This window comes from Paracoccus actinidiae, assembly GCF_030863885.1.
Classification (GTDB): Bacteria; Pseudomonadota; Alphaproteobacteria; order Rhodobacterales; family Rhodobacteraceae; genus Paracoccus; species Paracoccus everestensis.
On the sequence record NZ_CP132956.1, the window covers coordinates 4,312,119 to 4,335,097 of the forward strand.

19 protein-coding genes and 3 pseudogenes are annotated in these 22,979 nt (G+C 61.3%); 16 read left to right on the plus strand and 6 right to left on the minus strand.

What is annotated here, in order from left to right; all coding sequences use genetic code 11:
- Positions 1 to 387: 387 nt before the first annotated feature.
- Together Q5701_RS21335 and Q5701_RS21340 are read right to left on the minus strand one after the other, a co-directional pair.
- Positions 388 to 1,026, minus strand: a complete 639-nt coding sequence (locus Q5701_RS21335; protein ID WP_306752945.1) for a Vgb family protein — start codon at positions 1,024 to 1,026, stop codon at positions 388 to 390.
- A gap of 9 nt (positions 1,027 to 1,035) precedes the next feature.
- Entirely contained in the window at positions 1,036 to 2,253 is a 1,218-nt protein-coding gene (locus tag Q5701_RS21340; protein WP_306752946.1) for a winged helix-turn-helix domain-containing protein, read from the minus strand.
- Between the two features lie 335 nt (positions 2,254 to 2,588).
- On the opposite strand from Q5701_RS21340, the gene Q5701_RS21345 reads away from it, so the two are divergent.
- On the plus strand, positions 2,589 to 3,278 hold the full coding sequence (locus tag Q5701_RS21345) for a DUF899 domain-containing protein (protein WP_306752947.1): 690 nt from the start codon (positions 2,589 to 2,591) through the stop codon (positions 3,276 to 3,278).
- Positions 3,279 to 3,736: 458 nt separating this feature from the next.
- Here the strand turns inward: Q5701_RS21345 and Q5701_RS21350 are convergent, their stop codons facing one another.
- Positions 3,737 to 4,378, minus strand: a complete 642-nt coding sequence (locus Q5701_RS21350) for a DUF2934 domain-containing protein (RefSeq protein ID WP_306752948.1) — start codon at positions 4,376 to 4,378, stop codon at positions 3,737 to 3,739.
- 26 nt (positions 4,379 to 4,404) lie between these two features.
- On the opposite strand from Q5701_RS21350, the pseudogene nadA reads away from it, so the two are divergent.
- The 3 genes and pseudogenes from nadA to Q5701_RS21365 all read left to right on the plus strand — a co-directional run.
- Positions 4,405 to 4,658, plus strand: a pseudogene (gene nadA / locus Q5701_RS21355) (quinolinate synthase NadA); the annotation flags it as partial.
- 220 nt (positions 4,659 to 4,878) lie between these two features.
- Entirely contained in the window at positions 4,879 to 5,076 is a 198-nt protein-coding gene (locus Q5701_RS21360; RefSeq protein WP_306752949.1) for a hypothetical protein, read from the plus strand.
- A gap of 663 nt (positions 5,077 to 5,739) precedes the next feature.
- Positions 5,740 to 7,128: a CYTH and CHAD domain-containing protein gene (locus Q5701_RS21365; RefSeq protein WP_306752950.1), complete on the plus strand. Its 1,389-nt coding sequence runs from the start codon at positions 5,740 to 5,742 to the stop codon at positions 7,126 to 7,128.
- Positions 7,129 to 7,759: 631 nt separating this feature from the next.
- On the opposite strand, the gene Q5701_RS21375 is transcribed toward Q5701_RS21365, so the two are convergent.
- Both Q5701_RS21375 and Q5701_RS21380 read right to left on the minus strand, forming a co-directional pair.
- A complete protein-coding gene (locus Q5701_RS21375) occupies positions 7,760 to 9,823 on the minus strand; it encodes a TRAP transporter permease (protein ID WP_306752951.1) in 2,064 nt (687 codons plus the stop codon).
- A gap of 79 nt (positions 9,824 to 9,902) precedes the next feature.
- Entirely contained in the window at positions 9,903 to 10,904 is a 1,002-nt protein-coding gene (locus Q5701_RS21380; protein ID WP_306752952.1) for a TAXI family TRAP transporter solute-binding subunit, read from the minus strand.
- A 544-nt stretch (positions 10,905 to 11,448) separates the two neighbouring features.
- On the opposite strand from Q5701_RS21380, the gene Q5701_RS21385 reads away from it, so the two are divergent.
- From Q5701_RS21385 to Q5701_RS21400, 4 genes and pseudogenes are all read left to right on the plus strand, one after another.
- Positions 11,449 to 12,717, plus strand: coding sequence for a multidrug effflux MFS transporter (locus Q5701_RS21385; RefSeq protein ID WP_306752953.1), 1,269 nt, complete (start codon positions 11,449 to 11,451; stop codon positions 12,715 to 12,717).
- A 263-nt stretch (positions 12,718 to 12,980) separates the two neighbouring features.
- Positions 12,981 to 13,442: pseudogene (locus tag Q5701_RS21390) on the plus strand (nitrilase-related carbon-nitrogen hydrolase); the annotation flags it as partial.
- 105 nt (positions 13,443 to 13,547) lie between these two features.
- Positions 13,548 to 13,988: a trimeric intracellular cation channel family protein gene (locus Q5701_RS21395; RefSeq protein WP_306752955.1), complete on the plus strand. Its 441-nt coding sequence runs from the start codon at positions 13,548 to 13,550 to the stop codon at positions 13,986 to 13,988.
- Positions 13,989 to 14,849: 861 nt separating this feature from the next.
- Complete coding sequence (locus Q5701_RS21400; RefSeq protein WP_306752956.1) at positions 14,850 to 15,941, plus strand: cation:proton antiporter; 1,092 nt, start codon at positions 14,850 to 14,852, stop codon at positions 15,939 to 15,941.
- A 267-nt stretch (positions 15,942 to 16,208) separates the two neighbouring features.
- Here the strand turns inward: Q5701_RS21400 and Q5701_RS23125 are convergent.
- Positions 16,209 to 16,370: pseudogene (locus Q5701_RS23125) on the minus strand (DUF7697 family protein); the annotation flags it as partial.
- A 546-nt stretch (positions 16,371 to 16,916) separates the two neighbouring features.
- On the opposite strand from Q5701_RS23125, the gene Q5701_RS21405 reads away from it, so the two are divergent.
- The 8 genes from Q5701_RS21405 (at position 16,917) to Q5701_RS21440 (ending at position 22,849) form a co-directional block, all read left to right on the plus strand.
- Complete coding sequence (locus tag Q5701_RS21405) at positions 16,917 to 17,678, plus strand: ImuA family protein (RefSeq protein WP_306752957.1); 762 nt, start codon at positions 16,917 to 16,919, stop codon at positions 17,676 to 17,678.
- Positions 17,593 to 19,116: a Y-family DNA polymerase gene (locus tag Q5701_RS21410; protein ID WP_306752958.1), complete on the plus strand. Its 1,524-nt coding sequence runs from the start codon at positions 17,593 to 17,595 to the stop codon at positions 19,114 to 19,116. Before Q5701_RS21405 ends, Q5701_RS21410 begins: the two co-directional genes overlap by 86 nt.
- A 28-nt stretch (positions 19,117 to 19,144) precedes the next feature.
- Positions 19,145 to 19,507 carry a PHP domain-containing protein gene (locus Q5701_RS21415; RefSeq protein ID WP_306752959.1) on the plus strand — a complete coding sequence of 121 codons (363 nt, stop codon included), beginning with the start codon at positions 19,145 to 19,147 and terminating at the stop codon, positions 19,505 to 19,507.
- Positions 19,486 to 19,875 carry a PHP domain-containing protein gene (locus Q5701_RS21420; RefSeq protein WP_306752960.1) on the plus strand — a complete coding sequence of 130 codons (390 nt, stop codon included), beginning with the start codon at positions 19,486 to 19,488 and terminating at the stop codon, positions 19,873 to 19,875. Before Q5701_RS21415 ends, Q5701_RS21420 begins: the two co-directional genes overlap by 22 nt.
- A gap of 449 nt (positions 19,876 to 20,324) precedes the next feature.
- A complete protein-coding gene (locus Q5701_RS21425) occupies positions 20,325 to 20,918 on the plus strand; it encodes a hypothetical protein (RefSeq protein WP_306752961.1) in 594 nt (197 codons plus the stop codon).
- 296 nt (positions 20,919 to 21,214) lie between these two features.
- The gene (locus Q5701_RS21430; protein ID WP_306755466.1) at positions 21,215 to 21,379 is read left to right on the plus strand and encodes a helix-turn-helix transcriptional regulator; all 165 of its coding nucleotides are present in this window, start codon (positions 21,215 to 21,217) and stop codon (positions 21,377 to 21,379) included.
- Between the two features lie 56 nt (positions 21,380 to 21,435).
- Positions 21,436 to 22,206 (plus strand): helix-turn-helix domain-containing protein, encoded by a 771-nt coding sequence (locus Q5701_RS21435; protein WP_306752962.1) that lies wholly within the window; start codon positions 21,436 to 21,438, stop codon positions 22,204 to 22,206.
- A 250-nt stretch (positions 22,207 to 22,456) separates the two neighbouring features.
- Positions 22,457 to 22,849 (plus strand): Phasin, encoded by a 393-nt coding sequence (locus Q5701_RS21440; protein ID WP_306752963.1) that lies wholly within the window; start codon positions 22,457 to 22,459, stop codon positions 22,847 to 22,849.
- Positions 22,850 to 22,979 lie beyond the last annotated feature (130 nt).

Below are 22,979 nucleotides of genomic sequence, written 5' to 3' on the forward strand. Positions count from 1 at the left end.
CGTACGCGGATAAGGGCTTGCACAAGGATAGCCCTTGAAAGCCCGTTCCATTAGAGCGGCGACTTGGGCCAGAACTTCGCTGCGGTGACAATTGAGCGGCAGCTTTGCAGGATGTGGCGACGCAACATGGGGTGAGCCCGACGGGCAGATCTGGGCCGCCGCTGAGATAGACCAAATGTCCCCTCCGTGTCGGGTCGGCAGGATACTGAGCCACGGATTCGAGGAATCCGCCAAGGGTCGTTTGGTTCGGGGCATTGCCCACGGCTTGCGGATAATGCGCAGAGAGCGGCCCCATTGCGCCGTTCGGATCGCGCCCATTGGGGAGTCGGCCTGCGCCAGCTGTTCGAGCAAGATTTTGCGTCCCGAGCCTACCCCTGGGACCAGCGGCTATCTCGCCGCCCTCGGTCGTCGCACGACACGCAACCTGCCGCTGACTCCGCCGCCACAGAAGAACCTCTCGGCACCATCGGATTCAAGACCCGAGATGATTTTCCCCTCGGGCATCTCCACGCTGTCCAGCACGACACCGCTGAGCGGGTCGATCTGGCGCAACTCGCTTTGCCCCTTTTCCCATGTGCCATGCCAGAGTTCGCCCTCCACCCAGCTGACCCCCGTGACAAAGCGGTCCGAGCGGATTTCGCGATGAACCTCACCGGTTTCTGCATCGATCTGGATTATCGCACGCCCGTCATATTGCCCCACCCAAAGCCAGCCCTCTGACCAGGCCAGACCTGAGGCCCGCTCGCCTCCGGGCGCCGGGATCGTCGCCACCACCCTGCCATCGGCGGGGTCGATCTTTCGGATCAGGGATTGCGCGATCTGGTAGAGATGGCGGCCGTCGAAGGCCGTCCCGGCATCGGCAAGCATATCGAGAACCTGTCCAGCTTCGCCGCTTTCGGGATCGATGGCGAGCAAGTGATCGCCGGTCGCGACCCAGATGCTCCGGCCATCGAAGCTGACGCCGTGGATTGCATCCGCCTGGGGAAAGGGACCGTATTCACAGAGGATTTCGGCCTGGTGTTTCATGCTTCCATTTTATTCCCGAGGGGCGTTCACCGGGAGCAACAATCCTGTCGGGAAACCCGGGACCCCCGCGAATATCCAGCGCCGCGATCTGCCATAGCCAAACCATTCGACCTTACCGGACTGGCTCAGCGCAGCAAGCATGCGTTGCACCGTCCGGGGACTGACATCCAGCGCCAGAGCGAGGCCCGAACTGCTCCAGGCTTCGCCATCGGCAAGGAGCGCCAAGACGTTCGCATTTGGTCCCTGGACTGGGGGTGCGAGGACAACAGGGGTGCTTTTTCGCGGCTTCAGGGTATAGCCCCGGCGCGTCGCCTCAACTCCGGCCAAGGGGGCGAGCAGCTTGCGCAGCCTCGCAATCTCGACCCGCAGGCGGGCCCGGTGCGACTCATCCACCTGCCGGGCACGAAAAACGCGCTGCAACAGATGTTCGCGCGGGACGTCATTCGGCCAGGCCTCGGCCAAGGTGCGGAGCAGCCCAAAGAGGACCGGCCGGCCGCGCAGATCTATATTATGCGGCCCTTGGCGCAGCAGGTTTCGGCACGCATCGACCACCAGTCTCTCCGAAGCCAGGACCTTTTCGACCTCGGCAAGGCCGAGACTGCGATCCGTTCCTTCCATGATCAGCCGGGCCGCCGGTGCCTGGGCGGCCTGCCGGGCGTTTTCCACCTCGGCCAGCAATGCCGGAACTGATGCAACGTGCGCGGCGCGAGCTGCCTGATGCAGGGCGGAACGGGCTTTGCTGGCCTCGACCCGCCGCATCGCGATGCCGGCCGCGACAAGCCAATAGCCCGGGCGCGACACGCTCGGCACCATCGCGGGATCAATCGAGGACAGAAGGTCTTCGGCCTGGCCCAACCGACCGAGAAGCAGCGCCAGCCGTGCTTGCAGGTAGATCGCATGGGCAAGATTGGACCGGTCGCCGTGCCCCTCGAGAATGCTTCCCGTTTCCTGCAACAACTCAATCAGCCCGCCCAGATCACGCAGCACCAGCGAGATTTCGGCGATTGCCAATTTGCATCTGGCGACCGTCAGGGGTGAGCTGGAACCGAAGCCGCAGGCGGCGTCGCGCAGCAGATCACGGGCACGCAACAAATCGCCCAGTTGCGCCATGGCAATCCCACGCAGCGCGCGGGCATGGAGGTCGTCTCGCAGGGCCACCCGCTTCAGGGCCTCCAGTGCGTTGCCTGAGGCAAGGGCCCGCGCAGCAGCCGCGATCACTGGATCCATCGCAATCCCGCCATGTTTGTTACTCACCCGCGGCCTGAAACCCGCCGTAGGGTCGAGCTGCGCCATTACCATCAGAGAGGAGGCGGGACATGACAATGGGGAAGGATTACGCTGGATGGTTCTCCCTGGCCGCATCGCCGAGCTTTGCGGTGATGGCGGCGATAACTGTGCTGGACGGAGGAGGTCTCTGTCTCTCGGCACCCGGCGCCTCGCCGATGAGTGGCATGACCGGGATGTATCTCTTGATGTGTTTTTTTTCACCTGCCGCCTTGGTTTCGGCTGATTGCCCGCCTGGCGGGCTCCCCTCGCAATTCCAGCTTCACGGAGAATAACCCATGACACCCCCCATCGTATCGCGCGAAGAATGGCTCGACGCCCGCAAGTCCCTGCTGGCCCGCGAGCGCGCCATGACCCACGAACTGGATGCGTTGCGCGCGCAGCGGCGCCAGCTTCCCTGGGTCCGGCTCGACAAGACCTACATCTTCGACGGTCCGAATGGTGAGCGAACGCTTGGCGACCTGTTCGAGGGTCGCAGCCAACTGGCCATCTACCATTTTATGCTGACACCGGGGTCGGACAATATCTGCTCGGGCTGCTCCTTCATTGCCGATCACGTGGACGCAGCGCGGCAGCATTTTGAGCAAGCCGATCTCTCCTTCGCCGCAATCTCGCGGGTCCCTGTCGCGCAGATCCAGGCGGTCAAGACGCGGATGGGTTGGACCTTTCCCTGGCTGTCCTCCGCACGCAACAGTTTCAACTTCGATTTCGCAGTGTCTTTCACGCCCGAGGATCGCGAGGCCGGCCGCGCCATCTACAATTACGGGACAGTCATCCGAAACAGTCCGGACATGTTCGGGACAAGCATCTTCGCCAAGGACGAGTGCGGTGATATCTTCCACACTTATTCGACCTATCATCGCGGCAACGAGTTGCAGATCGGTGCCTTCAACTGGCTCGACTTGACACCAAAGGGACGCAACGAGACCGCCACCATGAGCTGGGTACGCCTGCACGATGAGTACTGACTGAAACTTGGCGGAGCGGCAGAAGCCATCGCTCCTCAATGGGGGACATCGAAGACTTTGCGCTGCGATGGATGCGGGAGACTTCGCATCTCATCCTATTCATGGGTGTCGATAGTCGCGCTGCGCGGCGCCTGTGCCGCCGCTTTGGCGAATGCCGCATTGCGGCGGAGTTCGAAGTCAAATGACCGAAATGGGCCGGAACTATTTGAACTTAGAACTCCAAGGCGCCACGTCCAAGAAAGCTTACCTCTTCCCGCGCGGGCTGCAGCTGGTCGAAAAGCAGGCGGTGCTGCATGACGGCGGCTTCAACCAGTTGAGGTGGGCCCACGCGGTTACCGTGACCACAGGCTTTAGCCCCCGATTTGATAGGGCCTCCCGATCCGTTGCGGGCAGCGGGATATCCCGGCACATGGCAAAGCTGAAGACCCCCGCAGGAATGCCTGATGGAAATCAGCCCCTCATTCTGCCTTGTCTGGGGCTTCGGCGACCACAGAAGGCTCTTGCGCCAGTTCCGCTCCTGGATCAGTGGTCTCTTCCGCAACAGCGGCTTTGGACTTGCGACCTCTGGCTGTTGTTGAACTGGCTGTCGCTTCTTGAGGATCAGCCTTTGCTTTCCGCGCTCGTGTTGCTTTTGGCGCCTCCGCGCCATCTTCCGCCAAAGCTTTTGGCTTGCGGCCCCTGGTCTTGGGAGTCGCTGCGTCCGCAGCCTCAGTTTTCGCGTTTGCTGCGCGTCCCTGCCTCGCCTTTGGCGCCTTCTCGGCCTCTCCTGGCACAGGCTTCGGCTTGCGCGCGCGGCGTTCAGTAGTGGGGCCGCTCATTCCGGATGCCTGAGCGTCGTCCTCCGCGGCGATCTCGCGCTCGGCCTGCGACCAATGCTGCGCATCCCGCCCATGAGGATGACCTTCTTGCTCCCACAAGGCGTGCGCCCGGTCCTGGATACGTCGTGTGCGTTCTTCACTCATCAGAGGTCCTCGTGTTGTTTGGCTGGCATCTTCTGTCGTCACGAGAGGATCAGATCGCCAGCGGTTCGATACGCTGTGTTGCAACGTGGCACGATCTCGCAATGTTGCCAACGGCTGCTGGAAATCCAAGCTGATCATGATGTTCAGTTGACCTGCCGCCGATCCTTCAGCAGCGCTATTCCGACGCGCCAGTGCTCAGCTACGTCAACACCACGGCTGCCGTGAAGACCGCCTCGGACATCTGCTGCACGCCCTCAAATGCGGCGCAGATCATGGCAGCGATGCTGGGCGACACGGTCATCCCGATGCCTGACAAGTGGCTGGCTCAGAATGTCGCGAAACGGGTGCCGCAAAAGCGGATCGCCTGTTGGGTCGAGTCTGCATTGTCCAAGAACGCTTCACCCTGCAGAAGTTGCGCCGATTACCAGACTGTTTAGCTGGTCCGTAGACCCACCACACGAGGCTTTGAAGCCTGCAACGCCGTCAGCAAAGACCGTGCTGCTGATAGTAGGCCATAGCTCAGGTAGCGTGCTTCAGGGTGATGACAGCGAGGGACTTAATCATCGCCACCATGGGGTCTCCTGTCGTCAGATTATCCGGTTGCCACCAAAGTCCGGCCGGATAACGCTTCACGCACCATGAAGCGTGTTGTCCTTACTGATTCTCGAACAAAAGCCATGACGATCTTTGAGAACCCGCCGTGGCGGCTCGGTGGGATCACCGCGAAGAAAGACCATACCTTTGATGTTCGCGTAGTCCACCAAAGTAGCAAGGAACTGATCGTCAACGTGAAGGCCGATAAAGGGTCTCTGACCAAGCGGTTTGAAGACTGGTAATCGGCTGCATGATGCGGGCGGGGCTATCCGCTGCGCGACATGCCCGGCAACGCTGTCAATACCATGTCGCTACGTAAGGTCCGAAGCAGCAGCGGCGCGCGGTTACATTCCCGCGGTCGTCAGTGATCGGAAAGACGCCGATGGTCCATTCAAAGGGGTTAGTGGTGACGCTGAAATACGGCATTGGGCTGTTCCTCAGACAATGAAGCTGAAGAACTAACGGTCGTCGGCATGAGGATGGTTCCATCACCAGGCACCTGGTCCACCAGTGGGCGATATTGTCAGCTAGTCCTTTGGCTCCCGTAGCGGTCAGGGGGCTTCTGGGCCATGCACAATGGCTGCCCATGAAGGCAAAGTCCAGCAAACGGCGAATATCTTGCACCCCTGAGCGCCCGCTTTTGGGATGCGCTCGGACTACCCTACAGGCGGGGGTCGCCCGGCCGGAATGCGGCGTCACAAGGCTGCAGAATTGCGTCTGCGCCTCTATACAACAAACGACCTGGCGGCTAACGAAGTTCATCCTGTCACGCAACCGCAACCCTGCATGGTCGTTGCGTCCCAGGATTTTGCGGACTCCTGCCAGGGCCAAGCCTGCATCATGTCATGCATTGGGAAATGATGCGGATTTCCCGGGAGGGATGTGCTGCCGGAAGGAACGGAATCATGGACGAGATTGAGCTGAAGCTGGAACTGTCGGAAGCCGCAGCCAAGACGCTTGAAGCGACAGATCTGCTACCGGGCTCACCCAAGGGGATTGAGCAGACCTCGATCTATTTCGATACGCCCGATCGTGCTCTCGCTGCAGCGGGTGTGTCGCTGCGCATCCGCCAAGCCAAAGGCAAGCGCGTCCAGACTGTCAAGCAGGGCAACGGCAGTGCTGCGGGCCTGTTTGCCCGCCCGGAACAGGAGAAGTTCCTCGACAGCGCCTTGCCTGACCTCGACGACACGCTCCTCCCTGCCCTCCTGGGAACCAGGGCGCAGAGGATCGTCCCGGTCTTCACGGTGAGGGCGACACGCCGGACATGGATGCTGGATGAGGAGGAAGCTCGCATCGAGCTGGTGATCGACCGGGGTGCGGTGAGCGCGGCCGACCGATCGACCCCGGTCAGCGAATGCGAGCTGGAGTTAAAATCGGGGCCACCCGAAGCGCTCTTCCGCTTGGCACAGCGGCTGAACAGCATCGCTCCGGTCAAGCTCGGCATCCTGACGAAGTCAGATCGGGGCTACCGGCTTCTTGAAGCTGCGCGAGTATCGCACAAAGCCGAGGCGGTTGCGCTTGACGGAAGCCTGAGTGCCGCGCAAGCCTTCCAGTCTATTGCTTTGTCTTGCATCCGGCAGTTTCGGCTGAACGAGGACCTTGTTCTCGTCACGCGTGCTTCTGAACCCCTGCATCAGGCACGGGTCGCGTTGCGGCGGCTTCGCTCGGCCTTCTCGATCTACCAGCCTATGCTTGGTGAGAATGGGGCAGCCCTCCGCGAGGAACTGCGCTGGCTTGCCCGCGAACTGGGACATGCGCGCGATCTCGACGTGCTGTTGGAACGCGCGGCAGAGAGTCCCCTGTTTGAGCAGATCCGGAAAGGTCGTGAGGCTGCCTACGACCGTGTGTCGGAAGCCCTGGGTTCTGACCGCACCCGAAGGCTGATGCTGGACTTGGCTGAATGGCTGCATGGCGGCCCTTGGTTGACGGACCCTGATGGGGAGATGGTTCGCAGCATGCCGGCGCGGGACTTTGCTTCATCGGCTTTGTCGCGCTATCGCCGCAAGATCAAGAAAGCGGGCCGCGGGCTGATCACCCTTGAGGAGGAGGCACGCCATGAACTCCGCAAGGACGCCAAGAAGCTGCGCTACGCCTCGGAGTTCTTCACGTCCTTGTTCGACACGGACGAACTCCGCAAGCGGCGAAAGCAGTTTGGCACGGCCCTCGAAGATTTCCAGGAGCATTTGGGCGCCCTGAATGACCTGTCAGCCGCGCCTGAGGTTTTGGATCATCTCGGGATCACGCCTCAAGCTCGAGGCGGTCTGCTGAGGAAAGAAAGCCGGGGCGGATCATAGGCGTAGCTGAATCGTTCCAAACCCAGCCGTCAAGTCACCAAATTCGGCTGCCGCAGGACTCCGAGTATAGCAGTTGGGCGCCCGCTGTCGTTGGGGCGCTTGACGGTCTGGCCGCAGTTTCGCTGCTTACGCCGGAGTATCCGGGTTTCTTCGCAGCCGTCCAATTTTCCCGAGAAGATCGGCTTCCCGTTCAGAACTTCCTTCACCTCGGAAATCACCAGGATCCATATTCCAATCGTTGAAAGACCAGCCCCAGGATCCAATTCCACCTGATGTCCTGCGAGACCGCTGATAAGCGCAATGCGAACTGCCTCTCGCCTGAATTCACAGTTGCGTATCCCTGCCATATCCAGCCTCCTCCCTAGCGAGCATCGTTCTCAGAAGGCCGGGACGAAACCGGGATAGGTCCGTATGTCCTCTCCAATCTGATCCACGTGGATCCGATCGGCGAACCGAATGCCGTTTCTTGGCGGATCAAACGCCTCGTCTTCCCCTTCCTTGCACACTCCCGTTACCACCGGAGTGCTGCCTGCTCCCGCGCCTAACGGGTGCTATGGAAAGGGCGCGCGCCACCGTCGCGCCGGTCTGACATTCCGCTGGCAGACGCCGTCGCCCGCCAGCAGCGTTTTCTTCAGCGGGACGATGCTGCGGGTGCGCTGCGTGTGCCCAGGTATTGCCGCGCCGTAACTGCGGCCAGGATCGCGAAGCCGATCGCAGTCGATACCGGCTCGGGCGCGATCAGCAGCAGCGCGGCCAGGACCAGCACGATCCGCTCGATCACCCACAACGGGCCAAGCAGCCAGTTGGTGATCGCCACTGACAGCGCGACGATGCCCAAGACCGCGCCGGTGAAGGCCAGCAGGAAATCGGGCAGCGTGAAGCCCTGGGTCACGATCAGCAACGACGGCGAGAAGACAAAGACGAAGGGCACCAAGGCCTTGCCCATCGACAGCCGGAAGGCGGTGTTGCCCGCCTTGAAGCCGTTGGCCCCTGCGATCCCCGCGGCTGCATAGGCGGCAAGCGCCACGGGCGGCGTCACATCGGCCAGCACCCCGAAGTAGAAGACGAAGAAGTGCGCGACCAGCGGTTCCACGTTCATCATCCCCAGCACCGGCGCGGCCACGGCGACCATGATGATATAGTTTGCGGTCGTGGGCACGCCGCAGCCCATCAGGATGCAGACCACGGCGGTCATCACCAGCGTGAACAGCAGCGTCAGGGTGTCGATGCCGAAGGGTTCGAACGGCAGGAAGCCCAGGAAGGCGTGGAAATCACCCGCCGCATTGGCCGCGACCGAGGTCACCATGAAGGCGATCTTGAAGCCTACGCCAGTGAGGGTAACGATGCCGATAACGACGCCCACAAGGGCCGCCGCGGCGGTCACCGACAACGACTGGCGCGCGCCGGATACGAAGCCCTCGAAGATGCCGGCGGCGGTTTCCTTGATGCCGCCCACCACCCCTGAAGCCATGACCCGCTGGATCAGATATACGGCCATGCAGGCGGCGATCGCCCAGAAAGCGGACAGGAAGGGGGTTCGGCCCGACATCAGCATCCAGACCAGCAGGATCAGCGGCGCCATCGACAGCCAGCCTTCGCGCAGCACCTTGCCGGCCTTGGGCATTTCTTCCTTGGTCAGGCCGCGAATGCCCAGGCGCTTGGCTTCAAGGTGAACCTGAACCAGCACGCCGAAGAAATGCATGAAGGCGGGCACGATCGCCGCGATCAGGATCGTGCGCAGCGGGATGCCCAGGTATTCCACCATCAGGAAGGCCACCGCCCCCATGACCGGCGGCGTGATCTGCCCACCTGTGGAAGACGCTGCCTCGACCGCGGCCGCGAAGTGACGCTTGAAGCCGATCTTGATCATCGCCGGAATGGTCAGCGCGCCTGTCGTCACTGTGTTGGCAATGGACGAGCCCGAGATCGTGCCCAGCATGGCCGAAGACACAACCGACACCTTGGCAGGCCCGCCCGCGAAGCGGCCCGTCAGCGCGGTGGCCAGGTCGATGAACAACTGTCCGAGGCCGATCTTCTGTGCCATGACGCCGAACAGGACGAAGTGGAACACATAGGTCGCGATCACGCCAAGCGCAGTGCCATAAATCCCCTGCGAGGTCAGGTACAGGTGGTTGATGATCGTGTTCCAGTCGGCGCCCGGGTGGACCAGGATGCCGGGCATCGACCGACCCCAATAGGCATAGGCGATGAACAGCAACGCGATCACCGGCAGGGGCCAGCCCATCGACCGGCGCACTGCCTCCATCAGGGTGACCAGCAGCAGCGTGCCCATGACGATGTCCAGCGTCATCGGGTTGCCGACGCGGAAGGCAAGCTGGTCATAGATCCAAGGCACGTAAAAGGAGCTGACCGCCCCGGCGATGGCCAGGAACCAGTCCACGACCGGAATGCCCAGGATGGCAAGGCCGGTGGTCTTGTGGCGCCCGCTGTTGAAGGCTGCGAAGCTGAGAAAGATCACGAACAGCGACACGCCCATGTGCAGCCCGCGATGGGTCGTGGCGCGCGGGATCCCGAAGCCTGCGGTATAGAAGTGATACACCGACAGCAGGAACAGGATCACTCCTGTCAGGATCGCGACCGGGCGGAGGACCGTGCGGAACCGGGCCTCGGGGTCGTATTCCTCCTCGATCGCGCGCAATTCGGCGTCGGACAGTTGGCGTGCAGTTTCGTTCATTCGTCATTCCTGCGTTTCGGGGAACGGAAAAGGACGCGGACCTGTGGCCCGCGTCCTTCAAACCGGATCGGACCCTTGCTTACTGAAGCTTGCCTGCTTCCTTGTAGAACCGTTCGGCGCCCGGGTGGAACGGGATGCCCGCCCCCTGTGTCGCGCTATCCAACGTGATCTGCTTGCCCTTGGCATGGCCGGCCGCGAATAGCTTCTGCGTGTTCTCGTTATACAGCGCCTGGGTGATGCCGTAGATCAGCTCTTCGGGCTGATCGGCCGAGGTGACAAGCTGCGCGCCGACCGAGATCGTTGCAACATCGCCTTCCTGGCCTTCATAAGTTCCGGCCGGAAGATTGTCGGTTGCAAAGAAGTTGTAGGTTTCCAGAAGCTTGTCGACCTCGGGACCAACGATGGGGACCATTTTCACGTCATGCTGGCTGGCCAGTTCCGCGATCGCGCCCGCGGGGAAGCCCCCTACAAAGAAGAATGCGTCCATAGCACCGTCGCGCATCCGGTCGGCCGCCTGGTCAGGCTTGAGGTATTCAGGGGTGATGTCGGCTTCCGACAGGCCATAGGCTTCCAGGATGATCTTGGCATCGACCAGCGTGCCTGAGCCCGGTTCATCCAGCGACACGCGCTTGCCCTTCAGATCCGCCACGGAGTCGATCCCCGCATCGGCGCGCGAGACCAAGTGGATGCTTTCGGGATAAAGGTTCGCGATCAGCCGCAGCTTGTCGACGGCGGGCTGGCCCTCCCAAAGCCCCGTGCCGGTCTGCGCCCAATAGGCCACGTCAGACTGGGTAAAGCCCGCCTCCATCGCGCCGCCGCTGATGGCGTTGACGTTGCCGACCGAGCCGTTGGACGCGACTGCTGTCGCAACCAAGCCCGGCACGCCGCAGGATCCGCCATCATCGCAGGGGCGAGAGCCCGGCGGGTTGGAGATCGCGTTCGCGATCAGCCCGCCGATCGGATAATAAGTGCCTGCGGTTCCGCCCGTCCCGATGCGGAAGAACGACATTTCCTGGGCGATGGCATTCTGGCCCAGCGTGGCGGCAAGGGCACACGCCGCAAAAAGCGATGTGAATTTCATGATCTTTGTCCCTGTTATCACAACTTCCTGATCACGTTAGCACAGGTGGCGGCGGTCACAACCGTTCGACGCAGCGACAAGTGCCCCCATCAGCGTGTCACCTGCTGCGCCCGCCAGTTGCGGAAATGGACGAGCAGGGCAATGCGGCCTGGAGGTCGGCCAAACCGGCGAATAGCTGCCGCATCCGGGAACGGCGGATCGCAGAATGCTTCATGACCAAGCCCTTCGCCCCGGCCACCACGAGTGCGCGTCCCACCTGCCGTTGTGCAGAGTTCTCGGCCGCAAGCACAGCCCTGTCCAATGCTGCAGGGGCTTCGGAATACTTCATCCGCAACACCTTTCTTGCAGGTGCGGAAAGTCCTCCAGGGTGGGAAGCAACTAACCGGACGAACAATGAGACGCTGCCTCATCACGACTTTGGAGGAGTTTCCCCTTGAAGCGAGATGAGACGTGGCTAAAAAGGCCTTCTTCATTCTGGCTGACGTTGCTGAACTCGACCCGAGTCCGCTTCTTTATGCATCAGCTTACAGTTCCGGGATCCCTCATGAGCAAGTCTATTGCGCGGGTGCTGGCGCGTTCTGAATTCATTGCACTGATCGCTGCGATCATGTCGCTGAATGCCTTGGCCATCGACGTGATGCTGCCGGCATTGCCGCATATGGGAGAGGCCCTTGGTATCGCCGAGGAGAACCAGCGGCAGTTCGTCATATCCGTCTACATGATAGGTTTTGGCTTGGGCCAGTTGGCTGTTGGGCCGCTATCGGATCGTTTTGGCCGACGCGCGCCGCTCCTTCTAGGCATCGGGATCTATGTCGTAGCCATCCTTGCCGCGGCATGGGCACCGAGCTTCGCCTTCCTCTTGGCCATGCGCTTTGTCCAGGGCCTCGGCGCCAGCGCCACCCGGGTCATAGCCACCGCCGTGGTGCGCGACTGCTTTGAAGGACGCGCCATGGCCGAGGTCATGTCGCTCGTCTTTATGGTCTTCATGGTAATCCCTGTGATCGCCCCCTCTATCGGCGGGGTGCTGCTTCTGGTGAGCCCATGGCAAAGCATCTTCGTCTTCATGGGAGGTCTGGCGATCGCTTTCGGGACCTGGGCCTTCCTGCGCCTGCCAGAGACGCTCGAAGCGGAACGCCGTCGTCCGCTCACGGCCGAGACAGTCTTCGGAGGGTTCCGCATCGTGGTGTCGAACCGCCTGGCCTTCTGGTACGCCCTGGCCGGCACCTGCCTTTTCGGCGCCCTATTCGGCTTCATCAGTACGGCGCAACAGATTTACGTCGACATCTACGGGCTGGGCGCGTGGTTCCCTGCGGCCTTTGCCCTTGTCGCAGGCCTCATGGCCGTGTCGTCCTTTCTGAACTCAAGGATCGTCAGGCGCTTTGGGATGCGGAGGATGTCGCACTTTGCCATCATAACCTTCACTGCGCTGAGCGGAGTGCTCCTTCTCGTCAGTCTCGACGGGCAGCCGCCCCTGTGGTTGTTCCTGGCACTGCTTTCGGCGATCATGTTCATGTTTGGCTGGGCTGCCTCCAACATGAACACCCTGTCCCTCCAGCCCCTTGGTGCCGTGGCAGGCACCGCCGCATCCGTGTTTGGCTTCATCCAGACCGTTGGAGGCGCATTGATGGGCGGCTTCGTGGGTCAGCAGTTCAACGGAACAGTCGTCCCCACCGCAGCAGGATACCTTGTACTTGGCGCGCTCGCTGTTGCTTGTGTGCTTGTCGCCGAGCGAGGCCAGCTCTTTGGGGCGAGCGTGGATGAACCCGCGCTATCAGGGAGAGTTTCCGCCCTGCAGGAACGCGCGATGCCTTGAGCTTTCTATCAGAAACTTCTGTAGTAGCCTGCGCACTAGGGTTCGCCCAGCACATCACCGCTATCGCGCCGCTAATCAAGAGACGCCGGATACTACGTTGTTCGGATTCGCATCTGGAAGAGGTCTCGGGGGAACGATACGAGAATGTCGCCCATCTCTTCGGGCCTGATGGAGAGCTCTTCGGGCCTGATGGAGAGCATTACAGGCATTCAAAGACCCACATTTTCCCGGCCGAGGCGAATTAGTCGACCTCTGAGGGCGACAGGATGGAAGCCTTCCAGTTGCCCTTTGCAAAGGTAGGTTTCAACATCTGCTACAAAGCCGAGATCCCTGAATGCTCTGCCTCGCTTGCCGAACAGGGTGTCGAGATTATCCTAACGTCGTCAGCCACCTTTACCGAACAGGGCTTTTGGCGTGTGAGGCATTGCGCACAATCACGCTGTATCGAAAACCAGGTGTACCAGGTCCATTGCTGCCTTGGCGGACAACCCGGCCCGCCGTTGCCTAACGGATGGGCGCGCAGCTCGATCCTGGGTCGGTCCGACATGGATTGGAACAACCCCGCAGGCATTATCGCGGAGGCAGAGACCAACGTGGAAATGGCAGTCACCGGAACGGTCAATCTCGATCTGCTCTACGAGAACCGCGTGAGCGGTGCTGCCACGACGTTCAAGGATCGCCGCCGTCAGGCCCGGCTCTACCGTACGTGGCCGTCGCATCTTTGACGCTGCAGGTTGCTCCAAGGTATCCTGACCTGCCGATCTATGTGCTAGGAAAAGGTTGCTGAAAACCGCGACCTGTATTCACCGACCGTGCTGGGAGCTTTTGTCATGTACCCGCTGCCCCCTTCAGAGTCGGTATTGTTCGTCATCTACCTTGTTGCGATCACTGCGGAGGCGATGTCCGGTGCGCTTGCAGCGGGGCGGCGCAACATGGACATCTTCGGGGTAGCGGTCATCGCCTTTGTCACGGCGCTTGGCGGCGGCACCATTCGTGACCTGATCCTAGGCCGCTTTCCCATCGGCTGGACCCAAAAACCAGAGTATGTCTACATCGTCATTTCAGCCGGATTGCTGACTATCCTCATTGCGCCGCTTGTGGGTCGGTTGAAACGCCTTTTTCTTGTACTTGATGCCATGGGGCTTGTTGCGTTTTCATTGATTGGTTGCAGCGTAGCGATGGACATGGACTATCCGACGGTCGTCGTGATCATGTCGGGTATGATTACAGGAATTTGCGGCGGGATCCTGCGCGACATCCTGTGCGGTTAGGTTCCCGTGGTATTTCAGCGTGAACTGTATGCAAGTGTAGCCTTGGCCGTCTGCATCCTATTCCTCAGCTTGGAGGCATGGGGGATCGGCACCGACCTTGCCACTGCCATCAGCTTCACCGCCGGTCTGATTTTGCGCTTTCTGGCCATCTGGCGTTCCTGGAGCCTTCCGACCTTTTCCACTCGGCAGGATTGGGAGTGAACAACAGGTGCTTTAGAAAAAGATTTTCATTGCTGCCTTGGCGGACAGCCCGGCGCGCCATTCCCGACGGATGGGGGCGCAGTTCGATCCTGGGACCGTGCGACAGGGCCTGGGACAATCCGGCAGGTATTCATCGTGGAAGCGAAAACCAATGTGGAGATGACAGTCACCGGGACGGTCAACCTCGATCTGCTCCATGAAAACCGCACGTGGTGCTTCCACGACCTTCAAGGATCGCCGCCGTCAGGACCGGCTCTACCGCACGTGGCCGTCGCATCTTTGACGCTGACCATGGCATCAGAGCATCTCAAGATGGCGGAGGGAAGAAGATTGCGGGCAATCTCACCCTCGAAGTTGACACCTGGCCGCTGTGGCTTGAGAGGTTCAACGGCCCTCGCCTTGGTACGTCGACCATCCCCACGAGGCCTCCTCTGCGTCACCTAAAGCCATGCCGTTCCAGGAACTCCAGCACTGCCTTGGCGATCCGACCTGCGGCCTTGACCTCGAGATGAAGATGATGATCGCCGACGAGTTCGACCACTGACCATCCAGAACCGGCGCTTGAACCATCAGCGCCACGCAGCATAACCTCAACCCACAGAGCCAAAGCCCTCCAGACCAACATCAGGCCGCCTGTTCCAAATCATTCGACGACGGACAGTGGTCATCATCGCCTTGATGGGCGCGGGCCTCAAGATCGACCGCGTGCTCGGCCTGCGATCGTGGATGATCACCTGGCGCTTGATTTTTCTAACGTTGCCGCTTGGCATTGCTCTGATCGCATTGCTGGCGGGCACCTGGCTGGCCCTCCCCTGGGCGATGGCGCTGTTGCTCGGCGCTGTTCTCGCGCCGACGGATCCTGTCCTTGCATCTGACGTGCAGGTCGGACCGCCAAAGACGGGCGAGGAAGACGAGGTGCGTTTTGCTTTGACCTCGGAAGCCGGCGTGAACGACGGGGCAGCCTTCCCCTTCGTTCATCTGGCGATTGCGCTGGCAGCTGCGTCCGTCACGCAGGAACCGTGGGCCTTCGAGTGGCTGACTTATAATGTCCTGTGGGAGATCGGGGTTGGTATCCTGGGCGGCTATCTGGTCGGACGGCTGTTCGGTTGGATCACGTTCCACATTCCAGCAGAAACCAAGTTGGCCAGGACTGGTGACGGACTGATCGCCTTATCGGCCACATTTGTGTCTTATGGATTTACCGAGATAATCCACTCGTACGGTTTCTTGTCGGTCTTCGTCACGGCGCTCACCTTCCGGCAGGCCCATCGGGACCACGACTTCCACAAGTCGATGCACGACCTGACCGAGCAAATAGAACGGATTTCCATGATGGTGCTGCTGCTCTTGTTCGGCGGCGCTTTGGTTCACGGGCTACTATCATCCCTCGAATCTATGGATATCGCAGCTGCGGTGGTGATCCTTCTGGTGATCCGTCCGCTTACCGGACTGATCGGACTGGCAGGGTTCAACGCGTCCTGGCACGAACGGCTGACCATTGCCTTTTTCGGTATCAGGGGCATCGGCTCATTCTATTATTTGGCTTATGGTCTGAACCATATGGATGACCTCCAACACGCGTCGCGTCTTTGGGCGATCGTCGGGCTGGTGGTGCTACTGTCCATTATAATGCACGGATTGTCGGTTACCCCAATCATGCGAAAGCTGGACCGCATGCAGGGGCGCGATCCCGATGCCAACGATGCCGTGCCGCCGCCGGGCTTCCAAGGACCCGGCGCCGACGCACGCTGATGTTCCAATTTCCGGCCCGCTTTCTCGAACCAACAACTTCGCGTGCGGAAACACCTGCATGTCCAGATGGCTTCTGACAGGTACAACACCGGCCGGAGATAGGGTCTGCGTCAGAGGCTGCGACTTCTGTACCTTCCAGCATGGCAAGGTGACCCGGAAGGACTCGTCCTGGAAGATCGTCACCTGAGGGTCTGCTTCGACAAAAGCGGATAGACAGCGCTGCGGAATGCGAGGCTGGCCATCACTCCGGACCGATGCGGCGATGCCGGCGTTCGCAGCCCGCACCATCAGCGCCTCGATCGCGGGCAGCAGTTCGGCCATGGCGAACAGCGGCACGCTGAGGGCGTTACCGAGCGCCAACGCCGCGGACATGTCCCCTCCGATCACGGCGCTGGGCGTCACCCGGATCGATGACCAGTGGAGGTGCACTGAAACTTACGTTGGATTCGACTTGTTTTGGACAGATAAGACGAAAGCATCGGGAGCGATCTGTGCCGGTGGTCTCCGCGCTGGTCGGCCTCTCGCTTCGCTACGCATGGTTCCTAAACCAGTTTGGTCATCCCTTTCGGTCAAGGCCGTTCGCATGCGGACGATCACAGTGAACGCTCACGACTTCTGTAGCTGTCAGTGGGAAATAGTGTCTCAAGGCCTCGAGGGATGCCGCTGCCAGACGCAAGTTCTCGAACATCGACCGCGACGACCTCCAGTATCGGCCGCTCTCCGGTCATGAGCACGAACTCGGTGATCTTTCCTAGCGCGTACCACCTGGAGGACGGGTAGACGAGCGCGAGTCGTTTGCAGCGGTAGCGGCTGGCATAGGCCTGGGCTGGTTGGACCCCAGCCGCAGCATAACGCGGCAAGGTCGCGAAGATATCCCCCGATCATTCTGCCGATCGTGTTGACACCTCGGGCTCTTACGGAACAAAACAGGAACACAATCTGTTCGTTCTTACCTGCATCGGAGCTGTCTCCCTCATGCCTGCCCGGTCCTTCAACCCTGCCATTGCCGCCTTGCGCGAGCAGATCGCGCGGATGGAAGGAGACGGCGGGCCGACACGCGGCGTGCTGCCCTTCGGCTTGCCTGAGCTGGATCGCCGGTTGCCCGGAGGCGGTCTGGCGCTTGGCTGCCTGCATGAGGTAGCGGGTGGCGGCAACGGTGCGGTGGATGGGGCAGCCGCCTCCTGCTTTGCGGCCGGCATTGTCGCGCGGATGCCGGGACAGGTGCTCTGGTGCGTGACGCAGGCGGACTTGTTCGCGCCCGGTCTCGGGCAGGCAGGTCTTGGGCCGGATCGGGTGATCTATGTCGAGGCCGGCGATGATGTCTCGGTGCTGGCCTGCATGGAGGAAGGCCTGCGCCACGGCGGCCTGGGGGCGGTGATCGCTGATGTCGCGCGTCTGTCGATGACAGCCTCGCGCCGGCTGCATCTTGCCGCGAAGGGCTCGGGCACGACAGGCATCGCGCTCAGACGCTGGCGCCGGCAGCAGGACGCTTATGACTTCGGCCAACCCACGGCGGCGATGACCCGCTGGCGGGTGTCGGTCTTGCCCTCGGGCCCGCTGCCCGTGCCGGGTTTAGGTCGTTCTCGCTGGCTCGTCGAGCTGATCCGGGCGCGGGCGAGAGAAAGCTTCGATCTGGAACTGGAGGGGTGCGATGGCACGGGTCATCTCGGTCTTCCTGCCGCTCTGGCCGATCGACCGGCTCAGGCGGCAGGGGGGCGAGGCAGCGCCTTCGCCTGAGGCGCCGCTGGTCCTGGCGGGTCGGGTCGGCAACCGTCGGCTGGTGACAGCGGCCTGTGGGATAGCGCAGGAGCTGGGCCTTTCCGTCGGCATGCCGGTCAGCAAGGCGCAGGCCCTGGTCCCGGGGCTTCAGGTGCTGTCCCATGATCCACACGCTGATGCGGCCTCCCTGGAGCGGCTGGCGTTCTGGGTGCTGCAGCGGGTCTCGCCGATCGTGGCGGTCGATCCGCCGGACGGGTTGGTCATCGACTCCACCGGTGCCGATCATCTCCATGGCGGTGAGGCAGCCATGCTGGAGGCGTTGATTGGCCGGCTGGTCATGTCTGGCGTGACCGCACGCGCAGCCATCGCCGACAGCTGGGGCGCCGCCCACGCCTTGGCACGACATGTCGCGGATCCTGTGCATCTCGCCGAAACAGACACTGCCGAGGCGTTGCTGGCTCCTTTGCCTCTTTCGGCCCTGCGGCTGCCGTCAGCCACACTGGCCAGCCTGCGCACCCTGGGCTTTGCCTGCATCGGCGATCTCCTCGGTCAGCCCCGCGCGCCGCTGGCCCGGCGCTTCGGTCCCGAGCTGTGCCGCAGGCTGGATCAGGCTCTCGGCCACGCCTCCGAGCCGATCGAGCCACTGCGCCCGTCGGAGCTTGTCGAGGTGCGCCGCAGCTTTGCCGAGCCGATCGCTGCCGCCGAGACCATCGTGCGCTACATCGGCAAGCTGGTGATCCAGCTCTGCGCGGCGCTCGAGGAACGGGGCCTGGGTGCCCGGCGGCTCGATCTCCTCTGCTGGCGGGTAGATGCCCATGTCCAGACCGTGCGCGTGGGCTTGGCCCGCCCGCAGCGCGACCCAAAGCGACTGACCCGGCTTCTTTGCGAGAAGATCGAGACCATCGCGCCCGGCTTCGGCATCGAGATCCTGTCGCTGACGGCGGTGATGACCGAGCCGCTGGAAGCCCGGCAGATGGCGAGCAGCTTGTTGGAAGAGCCTGCCCTCGATCTTTCTGGCCTTATCGATGTGCTGGCGAACCGCGTCGGTGCGCGGAGTGTCTACCGCATGGCCCCTGTTGCCAGCGACGTGCCGGAACGCTCCCTCACCCGCATTGCTCCCTTGGCCGATGCCCTGGGCGCAGGTTGGCCAGACCACTGGCCCCGTCCCACGCGCCTGCTGCCTCGTCCGGAGCCGATCGAGACGATGGCCCTTCTGCCCGATCATCCGCCGGTCTGGATCGCCTGGCGGGGCATCCGCCGCAAGGTGGCCCGCGCCGATGGGCCTGAACGGGTCTTCGGCGAGTGGTGGAAGCGCGATGCTGAACTGATCGCCGTGCGGGACTACTTCCGCATCGAGGATGAGGCGGGAGAACGCTACTGGGTGTTCAGGGCCGGCGACGGCGAGAACAGCGAGACAGGCAGCCATCGCTGGTTCCTGCACGGGGTGTTCGGATGAATGCGACGTCGGACAAGGGCGCCCTGCCATGACCAGCCCGCACTATGCCGATCTACAAGTGACCTCGCCCTTCTCCTTCCTGCGCGGGGCCTCCTCGGCCGAGGAGTTGTTTGCCACGGCGGCGATGATGGGCATCGACGCCCTGGCCGTGACCGACCGCAACTCGCTCTCCGGCATCGTCCGGGCCTGGGAGGCCGCCAAGGCGACCGGGATGCGGCTGGTGGTCGGCTGCAGGCTCGATCTCGCCTGCGGCATGGCGCTGCTGGTCTATCCCATGGACCGGGCGGGGTATGGCCGGCTCTGCCGATTGCTGACCCTCGGCAAGTCCCGTGCCGGCAAGGGCAAGTGCCACCTCGACTGGGCGGATGCGTGGAGCATGCCGAGGGCCTGATCGCGGTGCTGGTGCCCGACGTTGCGGATGACACCTGCGCCTTGCGCCTGCGCCGGTTGCGCGATGTCTTCGGCGATCGGACCTATCTGGCTCTCACCCTGCGTCGCCGCCCCAATGACCAGCTGCGGCTGCATGAGCTGTCGACCATGGCCGCGCAGCTGCGCGTGCCGACGGTGGTGACCAACGACGTGCTCTATCACGAACCCTCCCGCCGCATCCTGCAGGATGTGGTCACCGCCAAGGTCTTCGAGGCGCACAGGCAGATCGTGCTCGGTGCCAGCATGATCGCTGTGCAAGGGCGCGTTCAGCGGGAAGGCGAGATGGTGCATTTTGTGGTGCACCGGATGGAGGATCTTTCCCGGAGCTAGCCTGTGTCGGGGCACGAGGGGCGGCGTTTCCGCTGACGCAAGGGCGCGGGGATGAGGGGGGCATGAAAGGCAGTGGGCGATGTGCCGGAGGCGGCGCCCGTCGAGCCAAAGGTGCGCGAGATCTATATCCGGGATCTGCATCTTGACGCGATCAGGGTGAAGATGCGCGATTTCCGATGAGGAAGCTACACAAAGCGTAGTACTTTGGCCGCCGAATTTCTGCCGCAACCAAAGCGTCTACTTACGCGACTTTTCAGCGTTTGCCCCATCTCCGAACCCATAGAGCTTGCGTCATCGCCGCCGCCATCCTTCACTTTCAGAGAGCACTGCGCGCTGTTATGTCCAAGACTATCAAGGATCAAAGCGAACCGGCTATGTGACGGTGACACCAATTTCACACAACGTCATCGTTTTTGTACGTCAATGACGATTCAGGTTAAGAGGCCATCATGTCAGAGAAGTTGACCAGCGAGAAGCGACAGGAAGCTCTGGCGTTTGCGAGGCGCTACATTTCGTCCTGGAAACCAAAACTGACTCTCTCACCTGATGAAGAGCATATGGAACGGGCCTATGAAGCTGTCCAGTCGGTCATAGGTCCCTCTGGGGACTTCGATCTTGAACAGCTGAAGAGAATTATCGATCAAGCTTCTACGTGCACAGCATCTTTTGACGGGCTTTGCTGGCTAGGAGCAGGGCAGCAGAACTCTGAAGAGCCGACCCCAAGGCCACTTCAGGAATTCCTTCAGGGGGTGCTGTCTTACAAGCTAAAACGACCGCGGCAAAAGAGGGGCCGCCAGGCCTTCAGCATCCTCTATCGAACTGTTGTCGCTGTATCGGTCGCAGATATCTGCCGTGTTTATGATATCCGGGCACAACGGAGCGGGACCACGAAGCCAGGCAAGTACCATGAAGACAGCGCTTGCGACATCGTAGCGGAAGCCCTTCAAAAAGAGGGGTTCAGGACGGCAACCTACGGGGAGGTCGAAGGAATTTGGAAGACACGACGTAAATACGTGGATCCTAGGCACCTCGCATGGAACTGACCCATTGCAAGCAGCTGCATGCTGCCCTGGTCAGTGAACTTTGCCACCCTACTGAGTAGCCGCGCACCGGGCGCAGAGAGTAGCTCTGACCATCCCAGAACATTCTCAATGTCCCGGCGGCACCTTGTCGTACTGCTGGGCTAAGTCGTGAACAAGAAAACTCCCTATCACCACAGTTTGTGGTGTTTAATTCGATGTGAAATTTAACCCACCACGACCCTCGGGTGACCCGACAAAAGCTCTTCAGAGACACTAATAGCCCCAAAGGAACGGCAATGTCTGAAGAGATACTTCGCATGAACCGGGTCACTGCGACCATAGGGATGGGACGTAGTTGGCTCTATAGAGCCGTTGCCGATGGTCGCTTTCCTGCGCCGGTTCGCCTCGGCGCGCGTGCGATCGGCTGGAAGCGTAGCGAGGTGCAGGCTTGGCTCGATGGCCGCACGCCGAGGGCTCTGTGATGGCTGTTCTAGCGCCGTGCCCACCTTCTACAACGGATAATGCTGCCAACAGCACGATGCTGGCAGTCTGGAATGACCACGTCGCCGAGGAGGATCAAGACCCGCAAAAGCCGATCGTGCAGATGCCGGTGGAGGAGCGGCCAAAACGCACAACGGCCGCGAACCCGTCGGCATCCGAGTGGGCCTACACTGTTCCAATGCTTCGCTCCACCCAGAAGAAGCTTCTCGATGTCTTGGCCCTTCACTCGGACAAGTGGGGAGTCAGTTGGTGCAGTCAGAAGAGGCTGGCCTTCGAAGTAGGCTGCTCCGATCGTAGGATTCGCGATCTTCTCAAAGTCCTGGAAAATCGCAAACTCATCCGCCGCGTTGGTCGGGTGGGTAAGTACGGTGCTCAGCTTACCGATGTTGTTGTTTTGATCGGCTGGCCTGATCGAGAACTGATCAAAACGTCCGGCCACCGGACCCTCAAGCTTGCCATTCAAGAAACCGACGAAACCCGCCGCATTTCAACCCTCCTGCGTGCCCAGGCCCAGACAAAGTTTCCGGGGGGAGCGGAAAAAACGTCCGACCAGAACAAAGATAATCTAAACAACACTACTACCGCTCAATTGGAGAAAGCTCTGACCGCGTGCTTTGACGCTCTCGGTCCGTGGGCCACTGCAGAGAACATGCAAGGCCTCTCTGACGATCTGAAAACCCTGAGGGGCTGGCTCGACAAGGGCGTTGATCTGCATCTCCACATTCTGCCGGTGCTAGCTGAGAAGGCGAAGAGCCAGGCGAAGGTCCCGCTTTTGCGCACCTGGCTGAGAACGGCGGTGAGAAACTAGTCCACGGAAGCGGCGGCATGGAGCTGCTGCGGGCGGCGTAAAAGTCGTCCACCTTTTCCCTTTCTGCGGCAGCAGGGAGGGCGCGAGGATTTTCAGCAAGGGATTTTCCAACATGAAAGCGAGCGAGCAGAAAGGCCGCCCCATAAGTATCTTGAAATGCCGCACTGCAGCATTCATATGGGTGGCGTGAGATGGACGCGGCGATACGTTCCTCAGTCTCTCAATCGCTGCAGCACCAGGAGTGAGCGAGATGGCAAATACCCCCGATTTTACGAAAACGATGCAGGACATGATGGCGAACTTTCCGATCAACACGTCGTCGATCCAGGACGCCATGAAGTCGCAAAGTGTGTTGGGCGAAAAGCTGGCCCGCGTGGCACTGGCCGCTGCCGAGCGCTCGACCGAGATTTCGGCTCGCTGGGCCAAGGACTCGATGACTTGCATGGGTGAACTGGCTGCCCACAAGGACGAGCCTTCTGATTATACCAAGACAGTAAGCGATTTTGCGTCGCGATCGGCCGAACTGGCTGCTGAGCACATGGCCGCATATGCCGAAGTGGCGAAGAAGGTTCAGATAGAAACCGTCGACCTGATGCTGACCGCAGGCAAGGACGTTGCCTTGGACACTCAGAAAAACACCTGAAACGCGACGCGTGACACGCCCGCCGCGGCCAATGATGCCGCAGCAGGCGATGCTACGACGTGATCTGCAGATCCACGATTGAGAAGGGGCGGCTTGGCCGCCCTTTTTGTTTGTCCGAGAGGCTCGGGAG